Origin of the sequence: Clostridium algidicarnis DSM 15099, assembly GCF_002934235.1 — a bacterium.
Taxonomy (GTDB): domain Bacteria; phylum Bacillota; class Clostridia; order Clostridiales; family Clostridiaceae; genus Clostridium_L; species Clostridium_L algidicarnis.
The window spans coordinates 65,287-81,652 of the sequence record NZ_PTIS01000014.1 but is presented as its reverse complement, the minus strand read 5'-3'; the positions used below and the strand labels follow the sequence as shown (position 1 = coordinate 81,652).

The following is a 16,366-nucleotide window of genomic DNA, read 5'->3' as shown; positions in this document are numbered from 1 at the left end:
GGCGTTATAGATACTGTAATTCGTGAAATACCTTTATCCGCTTCCGCGGTTAATAAAAAGGGTACGAAATCTAAAGAATATAAGATACATACCGCGCCTATTCCTTATAGTGGAGCTGCGGTTACCTTGGGAAGAAAAGTAATACAAAGACTTTGTGGATTAAAAGGATTTGGAGATCTTAGCTACAATTAAGAATAAAAATGGTCATGGTAAATTATAAATACCTCATGTAAAATAATGGATAATAAATTAAACAAAATAGTTGCCCACTTTTACTTGACTCAAACTGATTATAATTACAACTTGAAATTTAAAGAATAATTACTTATAATTAATATTAAGTATTAGTTTGCATTAGAACTGTTAAGACTTATATTGATAATAATAAGGAGATATTCAATAATGAAAAAAATTTATAATACGTCATTTGCCTATTTGATTTTAGGTTTACTAATGGGAGTATTTTATAGAGAAGTTACTAAGGTTAATAAATTTGAAGGCGTTACAGCATTAAAATCGGTACATCCTCATCTTTTAGTTTTAGGATTTATATTCTTTTTAATAATCTTATTGTTACAATCAAATTACGGAATAAATAAGGTTAAGGGATTTGGTGCTTGGTATATAGTTTATAATATTGCTTTATTATTTACCGCTTTCACCATGGTATGGAGAGGAATTCTTCAAGTAATAGGTAATGATTTTAATGGATTAAGTCATATGGCTGGATTAGGACATGCTGTTTTAGGAGGATCTATTATTTGGCTTATGATTATAATAAAGAAGGCAATTGGCACATTTGAAAGTTAAGGTTAGGACTAAAACATTAAGTGGCCTTTGGTGGTAGGTGGGGTTCCCTTCTGAAAAAGTGTTAAGAATCAAATGGAATATTAAGGATGCACCTCTGGGGTGCTACCAGAAAAAGGTAGCACCCCAGAGGTGCATACATTTACTGGTAGAAGTTGTGATAAGATATATATTTGGAGTGATGATATAAAAACAAATAGTATTAGGAAGCTTTTCCGTTGATAAAAAAGATTTTAATATTCAATTGATATATGGGTGAGATATTGCTAATTGTTGAAAATGGATTGCATGTTTTTTCCTACTGCTTTGAGAAGTTCTTTAGGTAGGTTTTCTACTTGTTCGCCAATAATAACGCCGTGTGGTTGTTTATACTCTTCATTCCATACAAAATTAAAAGTCTTTTCATTTGCTGTGTTGTTTTTTCCTATTTGAAATGCGTAGACTTCCACATTTTTAGATAATAGTTCCTGTACAGCCTCTTTAGTTGAGCCTGGAAAACTTGAGGCACCATCTGTAACTTCAAAAACTATCTTTATTTGGTTTCCCTTTTTGAGTTCGTTTTCCTGTATGGATGTAATATTATTAGATATTTCCTTAAGGCATCTTGCATCATCGGTTGCTCCATCTGTTGCATCCAGCTTGACAATTGATCGGATTATATCGCTTTTTTCTTTTTCACTGACATCTTTATCGTTAAATTTTTTCACATTATAATATTTACTGCCAAAGAACCATGTTTCACTTAAAACTTCTATTTTTTGATTTAATTGTGTTGCATTACTTTTCAAATATCCATTAAAATCATCTATTGATAGCAATGTAACAGCTAAAGCCTTCCTTGCTGCCTGGATTTTTGACTCATCCATTGATCCGGAATTGTCTATTACAAAAGAAATTTCTATTCTGTGAGGTAAGGCGCCTGCCTTAGTTTCTAATAAGTATCTATTAAAAATCCGAAGGTTTTTATAATTTCCTTTTTTCTCACCTTCTACAAAGTCTGTATAAGAGCTAATGAAGCTGTCTACATCTAGTTTGCCTTTTATTTGATTATTCTTTTTTACACTTACCTCTTTTTTTGTATCACCAATTAACTTTTGCCAAAGTTTACGCATTTCTTCTCTTTCTGACTTCATTTTATTTGAATAAAATTGAAATAATTGTTCATCGGTTTTGGTAATACCGTAAGGTTTTAAATCTGACTTGCCTTGTATAGTATTTTGCGCAGCTTCACTTATTTGATCTTGTTTATCTAGCATTTCTTCTAGAATATTTTCTTCTTCTTCCTTTGTAGATTCTAGTGAACTTGGAATCTCATCTTCTTTAGACATTTCAAAAGGATTTTCACTTCCTTTGACTTGTTCACCTTTTTCTTCTTTTGATTTATAAAATGTCATCTCATCAATTTCTTCTTTCCATAATTGTTCAAAGAGCGGAAAGATAAAAGACCGAATGAAGGGATCTCTTTCTACAATGCCCTGATTATCGTTTATTTGCCTAACCAAATGATAGCGAATAAAATCGAAAAGTGGCTGATTTAAAATTGTTTGATTAAAGGGATTTTCAGAACACTTTTCTATGGTTGGTATGGTTTTATATAATTCAATAATTAAAAAGCTGTTTGCAAATGCTCTGTGCCTTGGCATCTTAGAAATGGACTCAACTGTTTTACCAATTTGCTTCATATAGGAGACAATATTAAGAAAGTTTTGTTCATCCCTATAGATAGGACACATCTGCAAAACTCGCAAAAATGCTGTTTGTTTGTCTAGTAGATGTAATAAATCAAGAAGTTCTTTTCTTACATAATTTGAAATGATTTTAGGTTGATATGCAAGGTCTTTTTCTAGTCCTTCTTTTTTTATCCTAGCTAGAATATAGCTTGTCATGCCATCAATTTCTTTTTGCCAATCATATTTTCTACTTAGATAATTTTTAGTTCGCTTTTTCCAGTCAGGGTATAGGGCTAGCTCATAGTAAATATGCCACATGATTTCATCGTCGTTTAACTTTTCATCTAAAAAGCTTTCTAGTGGTAAGTATAAAACTCCCTTAGAGGGATTAAATACAAACCTTTCTAATTTCGGATCCGGAATATAAATCAAACTAGAATCACCTGTAAATGTAGCTAATGAGCGTTGTTCTTTTTGTAAAAATTCTTCATAATGTTTTTTAGCTTCTTCAATTAGAGTTTTTTCATCTATTTCAAACATATTAATTCCTCCTATCCATACAGTGGAAGATTAAACAAGTCTTCTTTGGTATCAATTCTATCTATGTCTAATAAATTTAAATTTCCATCTACGTCCATAAGCAAATATCTTGAAGTATCAAATGATAAAACATTTGTAAAGAAGACATTTTCCATGGTGGTGTCTAAATTAAGATGCCAACTTCCAAAGTCTTCTTCAAATAAGTAGATGATTCCATCTTCACTTAAAACTACTGCTGTGCCTTTTTTTGATTGAATATCAAATAAATTACCTTTTAAATCATTTAACTGTGTTTTTATAAGTTTGGGTTCGGTATCTTCGGATAAAGATAGTATACCGATTTGACCATTATTCCCCATAACCATAAGGGAATTATTATCACCATCTCCAGTTTCTAAGCGTTTAATTTTTCTTATTTCCTCACTTAGAAAATTAAAGCTTTCTGTTATGGTGAGTTTGTTATTCTCATATTTAATAAAACATAATTGGCCTGTCTTCGTTCCAACTACAAAATAATTGCAGCTTATCTTTTCAAGCACAGTCCAATTTGGAATGTTACAATAAATGTCTTTATGAAAGATCAAAGAGTATTCATCTTTTTCTTTTGTGAGTTCCAATAAGTTCAATCTTTCTTCTCCATTTTCTACTATGAATAAGCTGTCATTAATTGCAAGACATCTTCCAAAGTCATTAATACAACCATTTACTTCAAGGCTTTTTACCTTAATTTCTCCGTTTACATTAGGTATTTGATCAAAATTATCACTTGAAATAATGTAGAGACCACCTCTTACTCCAAAAAGCAAAATTTCTTTAGGACTTAACTTGTATAGATAGGAAACTGCTTCTTTTATTTCTTTAATAGGAAGAGTCCACTCTTGTTGAATTTGGGTACCATCATAAAAGGTATCTACAATATCTATATAAAAAAATTGGACGTTGCCATCTATACTACTTGTAATAAAAAGTTTTTCATTAATTCTAAGTGTACTTTTTAAAAATCCATTAAAGCTAGAAGCTCCTAGCTTTTTTATAGAATTTATTTTCATTGAAGTCTTTTTTGTATTATCTAAAGAAGTTCGGTAATAGGGAATTAATTCAATTAATAAAGTTTCTTCCATTTGTGAAAGTTTAGTTAAATTATCTTCAAAATCATCATCTAAAATCCCAGTTACCATACACTCATTTAGCTTTTTTCTTAAGGTTTTAATTTGATTCTTAAAATAATCTCCATCTACGGATAAATTTGTTTTCATTATTATCCTCCATTATATTCTAGATAGTCAATTATATCTTTTGAATGTTCTAAGTGAGATAATTTTTGGTCTAGGTTTTGGAAGGTTTTTGCATCAACTTGAGATGGAGCATAAGTATCATCTTCAAGGCCATCTATCAATACCTTTGGTAAAGTTCTTCTTTCAGTTCCACCTCCAAATAGTAGGTGAACTACATCTAAATAGCTTAAGGTTTCTATTAATGGACGAACATAGTGGTATGGACGTGTACGAATTTCGTCATAGGTTGTAGTTGATTCTCCTATGCCCTTTGTTTCAATGTTCCACCCTTCATCTTTAGGAAAGAATCCAAAACGTACTGCTTGTGAGAGTATGTAGTTTTGGTCATCAGGATAAGTAATTGAACTAATAAAACCATCCCACAAAGCTTTGCTCAAATCCTTTTCTTCTCCTTGATTCCAGTTATCTAAAACATGCAATATGTTACGGATTGATAATACGGACTCCCTTAATTCAGGTTCATCCATTCCAAAATCCTTCTCAATCTCATTATCTTTCCACTTATTCATAAATACATTTTGAGTGACTCTGCATAATTGACAAAATCTAAATAATTCTTCTAATGTCCTTTTAGAATTAGGTATACGAATGTTACCACCTTTGTCAGCCAATCTTGCTATAATTATTCTAAAAAGCTCATTTTTTTCTGGGGATTGTTGGTCATTTAATGATCCAGTTGTCTTTTGAGGTACATAATTGTATTCAATTGTTACAAAACGTGATTTAAAGGCAGGGTTTAACTCATTTGTACCTTCGTAATTAACCATTTGAGTTGATAAGTTACCTGTGCCGATAAATCCAAATCCAGGTTTAATCAAAACAGGACCAACTCCTGTAATGTAAGCAGTATCCCCAGCATGACGCTGCAAGATATCATTTAAAGCAATTAAATTTTGCATGGCAATTGTATTTAATTCGTCTACAATTACGGTGCGACCTTCTCTTACTGCAATTAAAATTTCTCTTTCTATTTTCTGAACTTCAGTACCAAAGGCACTATTATTTGCTACCAATAAATCAGAAAAACTCTTCCAAATTTGAATTTTAAGATTTAACTGTTCTTTTTCAGTCATGGAATTTAGCCTTTCTTTGTGCTCATCCATCCATTTATAAAAGTCTTCTATAATCATATTTAAATAATCTATATAAGAACCTTCTGAAAAAGAGTGTTTAAGGGATAAAGTTTTCTCTACAAACATATCTTCATAAGTTAAATTATGTGATCCGGATATGAAAAGTGGTTGTAAAGATTCTATTTCTTCTTTATTTCCATTGATTAAAATGTTTTTATAATAAAGCTCTCTTTCCTTATTAAATTCTACAAATTTTTCAATAGCATCTTTTTCTGTAGAATTTTGATTTAAAGAAAACCAATCTTCCATTTTATGTTCTAAATCGCTTTGTATTTTATTTTCAATACTAAAACTTAAAGCAGCTTCAGTTGCAAGTTGTGTTTTTCCACTGCCTAAATGTCCTACAATGTATACAGGAACACCTAAGTTTAATGAATCTATTACTTTTTGTTTTGCATTAACCACATAAGGAACAGTTACTAATCGTTGTTGGTGTTGGCTTTCTATATCACTTATTAATTGGCGTTTATAATAAAACTCCCATGCTTCTGGAGAACCTTTTATAAGCTTTTCAAGCTGACCTTCTAATTTTTCTATGAAATCAACGTGATACCTTGTAGCTGAATTACTTCCATATTGATTAGAACTATTATTTTCTATACTTACCCGTCTTTCAAAACGGAGAAAAAATCTTTCATATTTGATTAAGTTTTCAATTTCCTCTATCTGCTTTCCCTTATTTGCAGTTTCCTCTTCTACGTAAGCTTTATATTTTTTGTAATAAACATTATCCTTTTTAGAATCAGAAGTAATTTTATAATCATCTTTTTCAAGTTTTCGAAAGGTTTTAAAAAAGGATCCTTGCTTTTTTACTTGTTTAATATTTTCATGTTCGGATGATTCAAGGGCTTCCTTTCGTAAATCATCTTCATATAAACTCTGCATTTCTTCTATAGTTGGTATATAAATTTTCTTAAAATCTTTTTGCTCTTCCACAGAAGTTTCCTCCTTTATGTAATCTATATATCATAATTACAATATACTAGCTTTATAAAATCTATATATCATAATTACAATATATTAGATGTTAATATAATATATAAATGCCTAAAATTTTAAAATCCCGATTTTTTTGAAATTCGGGATTTTAAAAAATCGGGACTTTAATCAAATTATATAATTGAAAATCATATTATAGAACTCCATATTCTTTTAATAAGTCTTCAATTTCTGTTCCTGCTATTTGTTTTGCAATTTTACGTCTAGTTAGTGGTGGTAAATCAAGTTTTGGCTTCTCACCATCTAGTAAACTTACACCTGCATTTAATAAATATCTGATATCATATCTAGAACCATATACTTCAGGAACACCTTTTTCAACTCCAGTTAATACATATACGGCTTCCATTGCTGTACGTCCTGAGTATTCTATAGTAAATACAGTATCACGACCTGGTTTGTCTAATGTTTCAGCAAATTGTCCAAGGAAGGCAAAGTTTACTGCATTCTTTGGTACAACGAATGGACGGTCACCAGCCTTTCGAGGCATAAATTGAGCTGTTATATATGGCATCATAACAGGAATTGCAGTACAACTTTCTGCTAATTCTTCAATTTCGTCTGTAGGAACTCCTATATGATATAACCATTCTTTTGTAATTTCCTTACCAGTACAATCTCTTAAAGGTTTTTTAATGTAGTTTCCAGGAACATCAGTAAATAAACCATATACCCAACAAACAACGTCCTTTTCAGGTTGTCCGTCATATTGTTCTTGACGGTTTATAGTCCAGCTCATTAACCATGAAGAGTCAATAGCTGTTATTATGCCGCCTGTTACGGTGCGTCCACCATATGGAGAACGTTTTGTGATTTTTTCAATATATTTAGGAACGCGTTCATCATGACAGGTTACTGTACAAGACTCCCAACTAGATTTTTCTGGGTCTGTACAGAATTTATCTGGATTTCCAAATTCAGAAGATTGAGCTGCTATATTTCTCCATAGCTCCCAACATCCTTTTGCTTCTTTGTTAAATGGAGCAGGGGAATTGTCGCTTCCATATCCAGAACCTTCAGTCATAGAACCATTAGTTATAAATACTAAGTCATTTTCTGTTAGGTCAATAGAAAGATCTTTACCGTTTTTGTCTGTTGCATCTATTCTTTTTGCAACCTTTTTATCATCTGAAATTGCGAATTCAACGTTATTTACAGTAACTCCATATTGGAATTTAGCATTATGGTCTTCCAAATATTTAATCATAGGTTTTACGAAAGAAGTGTATTGATCATGTCTTGAAAATTGTAAAGCTGAAAGATCAGGTAAACCTCCAACGTGATGAATGAAACGATTCATATATAATTTCATCTCTAAAGCACTATGCCAGTTTTCAAAAGCAAACATTGTTCTCCAATATGTCCAAAAGTCACTATTTAAAAGATCTTCAGAAAAGATTTCTTCGATACCTTTATCTTCAAGTTCTTCATCTGACATGCCTACAAAAGCAGCTAATTCCTTTGCTAGGTCTTGACCTAAATTAAATTTTCCATTGTCATAACGAACTCCTTGCCTTTCGGTAATACGGCAGTTGCTAGAGTTTGGATCATCAAAGTTTGTATAATAAAAATGATCTAAAACACTCATGCTAGGATCTTCTGTAGATGGTAATGAACTAAATAAACTCCATAAAACCTCGAAATGATGTCCCATTTCACGGCCACCACGTGCTACATAACCCATATTTTGACGAACTTCACCATCTAGTGACCCACCTGGAATATCTAATTGTTCTAAGAAAGTAATTTTACTTCCGTCCATGTGAGCATCACGAATCAAAAAGCAACCAGCAGCTAAAGCACCAATGCCTGTACCAACTAAGTAAGCCTTTTTATCCTCGATTCCTTTAGGTTTTCTTGCATTAACTAAAGAATGGTAAGTTCCGTTTGTAAGTGTAAGCCTATCATCATAAGTTTTTAATTTCATTTAATCTCCTTCTTTCCTAATTTTAAATAGTTTTAAATTCTATTGTTATATTTAGATTACTTCTAGGGATATTTAATAGTATAGACTTAAACCACTGAAATGTAAACATCAAAATGTATGTTTTTTAGAATCTCAAAATGTATGTTAATTAGATTTAATCAGTTTTTTTAAATCAAGTGTATCTAATTTATATTTTAATTTATTTTCAAAAACACTGCTATTTATTGATAGTAAGTTTTGTAATAGAAATAATAAAACAGCCTATAATCCTTAGTAATGAGGGATTATAAGCTGTTTAATTTATAATAAGATCTGAGATATATTATATTTTTTTTGGTAGGAAGAAAGTTACAAAAGTATATTCATTGGCGGTAGCGGATTTAAATAACTCTTTTCTTTTAAATATCTAACAACTGGTATTTCATGTGTTACCTGTGAAATTTCATTATTTATTTCATCATTGAATTTTTTAACAATAGTATTAAGATCATCAAAGGTATCAAATTTTTTATTATATGGATTTAGTCTTTTAATTAGCTTGTCCAAAGTTTCTGCCTTCTCTTTTATAACAGCCATGTATGGGTTAAATGCAATAACTTCAAAACCAGCATTTTCTGAAAAACGTTCAAAATCCTCATGGATAGCTACATTTTCAAAGGTGGTTTTACGTCTATCAACAACGGCTGGAATGTTATCAATTATGATTTCTTTAGGAACACCCTCAAAATATTTAAAACTTTCTATAAGGCATTGGCGTAAGGTTTTTTGAGTTTTATCTGTAATTAACTTTATATAGCTTAATCTTGAATAACCCAAAAGTATTAAGAAAATGTTAATATTAAATATTTCACCTTCACTATTAATCATAGTTAAAGTTTCCTTACAATCTACCTTTGCTTGTAACCCTAGACCCTTATCAAATCTCATGGTTGCCCTTTGCAATTGCTCACTTTTATAGTTTTTAATGAAATTATTTACAGTGTGATAACCACCATCATATCCCTTTTGTTGTATATATTTAAATATTGACATTGAATTTGAACCTAAAGTATCTACTTTGTCAATAATCTTTTCTTTAAAGTCATCAATTTTACTTTTGATTTCTCTTGGCTTTCTTGATTCAGTGTTCGGATCCTTAATATATCTTTCTATTGTTCGTGGATCACAATTTAGTCGTCTAGCAAGTTCACTTTTGTTTAATAATCCTATCTCATCTTTAATTAATTCTAAATAGTTCAATACATCATTACGCATAATATCCCTCCTGACATCATATCTTTAGAAATATTATATAGAAAAAATGAATAAATTCATGTGTCGTTAAGCTATAATTTTTCTATACTTTTACTTTAACATTTACAAATTTTAAACTTACCTACCAAATATGTTTGTAAATATTAATCTTATAATATATTAACCCATGGAGAGAGAAAAGACAATATTGACAGTGGAAATTAGATGTAATATAATCTAAAAGAGAACGGAGGTTTTTTTATGCAATATTTAAAGGATCATGTTAGAAACAGTATAAAGGAAGAAGCCTTGAAGGAATTTAATAAAAAGGGCTACAAGGGCGCTTCTGTAAGGAGTATAGCTAAAAACTCTAATACATCGGTTGGTAATATATATAAGTATTTTGATAGTAAAGAAGCTTTATATGAAAACCTCATAGAGCCAGTTTATGATAAAGTTATGGATTACATAAATCAATTTCAAAAAGTTGAACTTAATGATAAGGCGGAAGATGTCTTTTATCAGCTTATGGAAAAGATTATGGAAATATTTAATTATAATAGTATAGAACTTTCTATCCTTCTTAATAAAAGTCAAGGTTCTAAGTATGAACATTGTAAGGGAACCTTTGTAGATTTTATAACTAGAATAGTTACAGAAAATGTGTCTTATCAGTTATCCACTAAAGGAAAGAAGCTTAAAGACAACTTTCTTATTTATATAATTTCAAATAGTTTAGTTGAGAGTATTTCTATAATATTGGAAGAAAGACAAGAGGGAGCAGAAGTTCGTAAACTAATACTTAGTATAATAGAAATCTTTTATAATGATATTTTAGATAAAGTAGATAGCGAGGATATAAATTAACTATTAACACACAAACTTAAGACATTATTTAAAAATTCAATAAAAGATATAATACTTAAAACTTGCTACTTTTAAAGTGGCGGTATTTTTTAAAATCAAGTGATTTTTAGACTCAGGTGGAGTTTGCTTATAAGGAATACATCTCTCCATCAAAGGCTTAGAAGAACTTATAAAGGGGCGTAGCAGCCGTCACCCCCCACCTTGAAGAGGATAGGGGTGTTAGGTCTGGTAGCCATGGGATAAAAGAGAACCGAGGTTCATAGATTTGTAAATATACTATATATAGATTGGAGAAAAGTAAAGAATGAAAGATTTTATAGAGTTTAAAAATGTAAAGAAGAGTTACACAATGGGTGAAGTTATTATTAAAGCCGTAGATGATGTTTCATTTTCCATAGATAAGGGTGAAGTTGTTATTGTGCTTGGGTCAAGTGGTGCTGGGAAGTCTACTATACTTAATCTTCTTGGAGGCATGGATAATGTTACAGATGGAAATATATTTGTTAATGGAAATGAGATAAGTAAATATGATAAAAAAGGTCTTACAACTTATAGACGTGAAGAAATAGGATTTGTATTTCAATTTTATAACTTAATTCAAAACTTAAATGCGCTGGAAAATGTTGAACTAGCAGTTGAAATATGCAAGGATCCTATAAACCCACTAGAAGTACTTAAAAGCGTAGGACTTGAAGATAGAATATATAATTTCCCGTCACAACTTTCAGGTGGGGAACAACAAAGAGTATCAATAGCAAGAGCCCTTGCAAAAAATCCAAAGCTTCTTCTTTGTGATGAGCCTACAGGAGCTTTAGATTATAATACAGGTAAATCCATACTTAAGATTTTATATGATACATCAAAAAAATATAACATGACTGTTATTATAATAACCCATAATTCAGCTATAGCACCAATTGCAGATAAGGTCATAACTGTAAAAAGTGGCAAGGTACAAGATGTAAAGATAAATTCGAATCCTGTATCAATAGAAAGTATAGAGTGGTAATTATGAAGAAAACATTTTTAAAAAATTTAGGTAGAGATATAAGAAAGACTTGTTCAAGATTTTTGTCAATAGTTATAATTATTGCAGTTGGAGTATCATTTTATGCAGGGGTTAGGGCTACAAGTCCAGATATGAAACTATCAGCAGATCGTTATTTTAATGAAAATAATCTTATGGATTTTAAATTAATTTCTACACTTGGACTTACTAAAGATGATGTAGATGAAGTGGAAAAACAAAGTGGTGTAACAAAGGCTGTAGGCGCTTATTCATTAGATGGTGTAATTGAAAAGGACAACAGGTCTTTAGTTATGAATATAAATTCATTGCAAGAATCAGGTGGCATAAATGATATAAATATAGTTAGTGGTAGAAGGCCCGAAAACAACAATGAAGCTATAGTTGAGGATAAGTTTTTAAAAGCAAATAATCTAGAGATAGGAAGTAAAATTGTTGTAGAATCTGGAAGTAATAATGATATAGGTGATAGCTTAAAAAATAATGAATTTGAAATCGTAGGTACTGCGGATTCACCTTTATATATATCACTTCAAAGGCAACTTAGTTCTGTTGGAAATGGATCTGTAAAAGGGTTTATTTATATATTAGAAGATGTATTTAAAAGTGAGGTTTACACCGAAGTATATGTAAGAACTAATAATAATCAGTCGAAAAGTAGCCTTCTTTATAATGAAAAATATAAAGAAAAAAGTCAAATCATAGAAGAAGGTCTTAAGACACTTGGAGTTAAAAGAAGTGGACTTAGATATGATGAGATTTTAGAAACAGGGAATACCAAGATAAATGAAGCAGAGGAAGAATTAAATGCATCAAAAAAGGAAGTAGAAGATAAATTTAAAGATGCATATTCTAAATTAGAAAATGAAAAAGATAAAATAAATCAAGGTGAAGAGGAACTTAAAAAAAGTGAAGATATTTTCAATAAAGAAATGGAAGATGGAGAAAATAAAATAAAATCAGCCAAGGTAGAATTAACTGATGGTAAGAATCAGCTGAAGTTAAAGGCACAAGAAATTGAAGATGGTAAGCTTCAAATTAAAGAGGCTAAATCTAAACTTTATAATAGCGAAAAACAGATAATTTCAGGTAAAGGTGAGGCTGCAAGTAATATTTCATCAGCAATACTAGGCAGGGTAGCATTAGCAAAAGCGCAGCTAGATTCTGATCCGAGTAATACAGAATTTTTAGCAGAATATAACCTTATAAATGATATTTATAAAAATAATATTAAGGGTAAAGATTTTGATAATATGTACAATTCGCTAAAAGATAATAATAATTTAGAGAAGATAAGTTATTATTTCAATATAGAAGAAATAAAAGCTAATTTTGATAATGCAGCTCTTAAGATATCTATAGGACAAAAAGAGGTAGATGCTAAAGAGGCTTTACTTCAAAAAGGAGAGACAGAAATTGAATCTGGCAGAAAGTATATTGAAGAAAATGAGAAAAAGTTAAGTGATTCAGAAGTTCAGTTAAATAAAGGTAGAGAAGAAGGCTTAAAAAAGCTAAATGAAGGAAAAGATAAATTAAAACAAGGTGAAAAAGTAATTAATGAAAATCTTGAAAAGTTAAGGATAGAAGAGGAAAAGGCCAATAACAAGATTAAGGAAGGCCAAGAAAAGATTGAGAAAAATAGATATGACCTTAATCATATGAAAGATCCAGAGTGGTATGTTCTTGGAAGATCCACCAATGTTGGGTATGAGACCTATAGGCAAGATAGCGATAGAATGGACAACATAGGAAGGGTATTCCCCCTTATATTTTTCTTGGTGGCAGCCTTAGTTAGTTTAACCACCATGACAAGGATGGTTCAGGAAAAGAGAATAGAAATAGGTACATTTAAAGCTCTAGGATATTCAATAACATCAATAGTATCTCATTATCTTATATATTCACTTGCGGCAAGCCTTGTAGGTATCGCCGTTGGAATAAGTTTTGGATTCACATTATTTCCAAAGCTTATAATCAAAGCTTATGGATCACTATATACAATTCCCTATGTGTTAACACCCTTCAATATGGGGCTTGCAGTAAAGTCAGGGATTATAGTGATATTATTTATATCAATATCTGTAATAGCAGCAACCTTAGGAGAATTAAAAGAGGTACCAGCATCTTTAATGAGACCAAAGGCACCTAAATCAGGGAAGGTTATATTGCTTGAACGAGTAAACTTTTTGTGGAAAAGGCTAAGTTTCACAAAAAAGGTTACAGCAAGAAATGTATTTAGATATAAACAAAGACTTTTCATGACAGTAATAGGAGTAGCTGCTTGTACTGGTCTTATGATAACTGGATTTGGCATTAGAGAAGGTATAGTAGGATCCACAGAAAATCAATTTAATAAGATTTATAAATATGATGTGCAATCCAATCTTACAAGTAACATAAATGAAGATGAAAAAGACGAAATGAAAGATAAGATTATAGAAGATTCTAATATAAAATCTGTACTTTTTAGTTATTCAAAAAATGGAACAGTGAAGGAAAAGAATCCTGAAAGTGAAGATGTTTATATAGTAGTTCCTGAAAATGCTGAAGACATCAATAGTTATATAAATCTTACAATGAAGGAAAAAGATTTGAATCTTAATGATGAGGGCGTAATTATAACTGAAAAGCTTTCAAAAATTATGGGGAAAAATGTAGGAGATAGCTTTAAAATAGTCATTGATGATATCACTATAGAAGCTAAGATATCTCATATAACTGAGCATTATGTTATGCATTATATTTACATGAGCCCTAAATATTATGAAAAGGTAACGGGAGAAAGCTTGAAATTTAATGGCTTTTATGGATTATTACAAAACACTGAAATTCATGTAGAAGATGATACTTCAAAACTTCTAACAAAAATCAATGGAGTGAATTCTGTAAGCTTTAAAAATAATATTCAACTTAATTATGATGAAAGCGTAAAGAGTATAAATGCCGTAGTTCTAGTTCTTATAGTATCAGCAGGGGTACTAGCCTTTGTTGTGATATATAATCTAACAAATATAAATATTAATGAAAGAAGACGAGAACTTGCAACTATAAAGCTTCTAGGATTTTATAATAAAGAACTAGCTTCCTATATATACAGGGAAAATATTATATTAACAGTCATAGGAAGTTTAACAGGTATAGGCCTTGGGGTACTTTTAAATAACTTTGTAATAATAAGTGCAGAAACCAATATACTAATGTTCATAAGAAAAGTTCCACCAATTTATTTCCTATACTCAGTAGGGCTTACAATGATATTTTCCATAATCGTAAACCTTGCAATGTATAAAAAGTTCGACAAAATAGACATGATAGAATCACTAAAAAGCGCAGAATAACAAAAAAAGGAAGCACCTCAGAGGTCCTCCCTTTTACTGGGAGCACCCCTGAGGTGCTTCCTTTTTTATCCTTTTATATAGTAGTGTTTTCTTGCTATTTTTCTATTATTATTTCTGAAGATATTCTAGGTGCATTTTTCAAGCTATCACATACAGGACATGTATCTTCAATAAACTGAACAAACTTTTCAATATCTTCTTTTGAAGAAGTTGACTTTATATGTATGTTACTTTTTATTGCTTGAAAACCAATTTTAACATCTTTATTCTTTCCTTGGAATCCATCAGGATCTAAGTCGCCTTCAAGCTCTATCCAAAATTCTTGAAGATCTATTTTTTTTAGTTTAGCAAAACATTTGGCAACTATGCATTGGCAAGCTCCAAGAGAACATAATAATGCTTCTACAGGATTCATACCAGCATCTGATCCACCTAAGGATTGAGGCTCGTCCATTATTATTTTGTGGTTTCTAGCTGAACATTCAATTTTAAGTCCATCTGTTAATTTAGTGGTACTTTTAAAAACTTCTACTGCCATTTTTATACCCCCTGTATAATATTATTTGTAATAAGTTGGACACCTTTGTAAAGGTATACAATTACATTATAACCTTGTTAAAAAATTATTCAACTTTAAAACGTATAAATAATAGTATAATTAAATAAAATTTTAACATTTTGCTAGAGGGATTTTAAATGATTAAGTCAAGGTAGATTTTAAATACTGATACAACTTGATATGTATATTATAAAATTCATATAATGGTTTAGTAATAATAATTCTACGGGGGGAAAAGACATGAAGAGAGTATTATCATTAGTTATGTCTATTTTAATTATGGTTCCACTAATGGTTGGATGTGGAACTAAAAATAAAAAGGCTGAGGTTATTGAAAAATATAATAAGAATAAACTATAACGAGGACACAAAAAACATAGAAGTAATAGTTAAGGGAAATCTAGAAGAAAAACAAAGAAATATAAATACTAAAATTATTCTAGGATATGAAAAGTATAGCTTAACTATTAAATTAAATATTACTCAAGAAGCGGCAATTAACAAAAAGGATATAAGTGACGAGGCAGCAGATCAGGCAAGAGAAGCTGTAAATAAGGTATTTACTGTAAAGGATATAAATGAATATAACTTAGGTGAGGCAAGCAATTTATTAAAACTTGCACAAGATGCTATAGAAACTGCAAAAAAAATAGATCCTAAATTTGATGCTAGTGATTTAGAGTCAAAAAGATTAGAGGAATTTAATTCTAGAATAAAAGAAAAAGAAATGAATATATCAGAAAAAAAGAAATTAGAAACAATAAAAGCTATAGATGAAGCATTTGCATTAAAAGATGGATTAAATAAAGGTAATTTACAAAAAGCGGAAGGTATGCTCAGTTTTGCAAGATATAAATTACGAGTAGTAAAGGAATTAGACAAAGAATTTGATAAAGATTTTAATCTAGTTGATAAACTAACTGAACTGGATAATTCTATAAAAGATTGGAAGAAAACAAACCTATAGTAAT

The 16,366-nt window shown here is 30.3% G+C and carries 12 protein-coding genes; 6 read left to right on the top strand and 6 right to left on the bottom strand.

Annotation, left to right across the window (positions count from 1 at the left end):
- Positions 1-192 (top strand): hypothetical protein (locus BD821_RS13475; protein WP_423236761.1); only part of this gene is annotated, 192 nt, incomplete at its 5' end.
- Between the two features lie 210 nt (positions 193-402).
- Entirely contained in the window at positions 403-810 is a 408-nt protein-coding gene (locus BD821_RS10015) for a DUF2871 domain-containing protein (protein WP_104410369.1), read from the top strand.
- Positions 811-1,073: 263 nt separating this feature from the next.
- On the opposite strand, the gene BD821_RS10010 is transcribed toward BD821_RS10015, so the two are convergent.
- The 5 genes from BD821_RS10010 to istA all read right to left on the bottom strand — a co-directional run bounded on the left by BD821_RS10010 (position 1,074) and on the right by istA (position 9,625).
- Entirely contained in the window at positions 1,074-3,017 is a 1,944-nt protein-coding gene (locus BD821_RS10010; protein WP_104410368.1) for a vWA domain-containing protein, read from the bottom strand.
- A gap of 11 nt (positions 3,018-3,028) precedes the next feature.
- Positions 3,029-4,273 carry a hypothetical protein gene (locus BD821_RS10005; RefSeq protein WP_104410367.1) on the bottom strand — a complete coding sequence of 415 codons (1,245 nt, stop codon included), beginning with the start codon at positions 4,271-4,273 and terminating at the stop codon, positions 3,029-3,031.
- 2 nt (positions 4,274-4,275) lie between these two features.
- Positions 4,276-6,330: a P-loop NTPase family protein gene (locus tag BD821_RS10000; protein WP_423236763.1), complete on the bottom strand. Its 2,055-nt coding sequence runs from the start codon at positions 6,328-6,330 to the stop codon at positions 4,276-4,278.
- A 247-nt stretch (positions 6,331-6,577) separates the two neighbouring features.
- Complete coding sequence (locus BD821_RS09995) at positions 6,578-8,371, bottom strand: oleate hydratase (protein ID WP_104410365.1); 1,794 nt, start codon at positions 8,369-8,371, stop codon at positions 6,578-6,580.
- 348 nt (positions 8,372-8,719) lie between these two features.
- The gene (gene istA, locus BD821_RS09990; protein WP_104410364.1) at positions 8,720-9,625 is read right to left on the bottom strand and encodes an IS21 family transposase; all 906 of its coding nucleotides are present in this window, start codon (positions 9,623-9,625) and stop codon (positions 8,720-8,722) included.
- 240 nt (positions 9,626-9,865) lie between these two features.
- Here istA and BD821_RS09985 point away from each other — a divergent pair, with 240 nt between their 5' ends.
- From BD821_RS09985 to BD821_RS09975, 3 genes are all read left to right on the top strand, one after another.
- Positions 9,866-10,471, top strand: a complete 606-nt coding sequence (locus BD821_RS09985) for a TetR/AcrR family transcriptional regulator (protein ID WP_104410363.1) — start codon at positions 9,866-9,868, stop codon at positions 10,469-10,471.
- Positions 10,472-10,775: 304 nt separating this feature from the next.
- Positions 10,776-11,480 carry an ABC transporter ATP-binding protein gene (locus BD821_RS09980; RefSeq protein ID WP_104410362.1) on the top strand — a complete coding sequence of 235 codons (705 nt, stop codon included), beginning with the start codon at positions 10,776-10,778 and terminating at the stop codon, positions 11,478-11,480.
- A 2-nt stretch (positions 11,481-11,482) separates the two neighbouring features.
- Positions 11,483-14,836, top strand: a complete 3,354-nt coding sequence (locus BD821_RS09975; RefSeq protein ID WP_104410361.1) for an ABC transporter permease — start codon at positions 11,483-11,485, stop codon at positions 14,834-14,836.
- Between the two features lie 94 nt (positions 14,837-14,930).
- Here the strand turns inward: BD821_RS09975 and BD821_RS09970 are convergent, their stop codons facing one another.
- Complete coding sequence (locus tag BD821_RS09970; RefSeq protein ID WP_104410360.1) at positions 14,931-15,374, bottom strand: OsmC family protein; 444 nt, start codon at positions 15,372-15,374, stop codon at positions 14,931-14,933.
- A gap of 352 nt (positions 15,375-15,726) precedes the next feature.
- Between BD821_RS09970 and BD821_RS09965 the strand changes: the two genes are divergently transcribed.
- Positions 15,727-16,362, top strand: a complete 636-nt coding sequence (locus BD821_RS09965) for a hypothetical protein (protein WP_104410359.1) — start codon at positions 15,727-15,729, stop codon at positions 16,360-16,362.
- Positions 16,363-16,366 lie beyond the last annotated feature (4 nt).

Coding starts and splice junctions, on each gene's coding strand:
- istA (WP_104410364.1), bottom strand. CDS start 9,625: ATGCGTAATGATGTATTGAACTATTTAGAATTAATTAAAGATGAGATA.
- BD821_RS09975 (WP_104410361.1), top strand. CDS start 11,483: ATGAAGAAAACATTTTTAAAAAATTTAGGTAGAGATATAAGAAAGACT.
- BD821_RS10010 (WP_104410368.1), bottom strand. CDS start 3,017: ATGTTTGAAATAGATGAAAAAACTCTAATTGAAGAAGCTAAAAAACAT.
- BD821_RS10005 (WP_104410367.1), bottom strand. CDS start 4,273: ATGAAAACAAATTTATCCGTAGATGGAGATTATTTTAAGAATCAAATT.
- BD821_RS10015 (WP_104410369.1), top strand. CDS start 403: ATGAAAAAAATTTATAATACGTCATTTGCCTATTTGATTTTAGGTTTA.
- BD821_RS09980 (WP_104410362.1), top strand. CDS start 10,776: ATGAAAGATTTTATAGAGTTTAAAAATGTAAAGAAGAGTTACACAATG.
- BD821_RS09995 (WP_104410365.1), bottom strand. CDS start 8,371: ATGAAATTAAAAACTTATGATGATAGGCTTACACTTACAAACGGAACT.
- BD821_RS09985 (WP_104410363.1), top strand. CDS start 9,866: ATGCAATATTTAAAGGATCATGTTAGAAACAGTATAAAGGAAGAAGCC.
- BD821_RS09970 (WP_104410360.1), bottom strand. CDS start 15,374: ATGGCAGTAGAAGTTTTTAAAAGTACCACTAAATTAACAGATGGACTT.
- BD821_RS10000 (WP_423236763.1), bottom strand. CDS start 6,330: ATGCAGAGTTTATATGAAGATGATTTACGAAAGGAAGCCCTTGAATCA.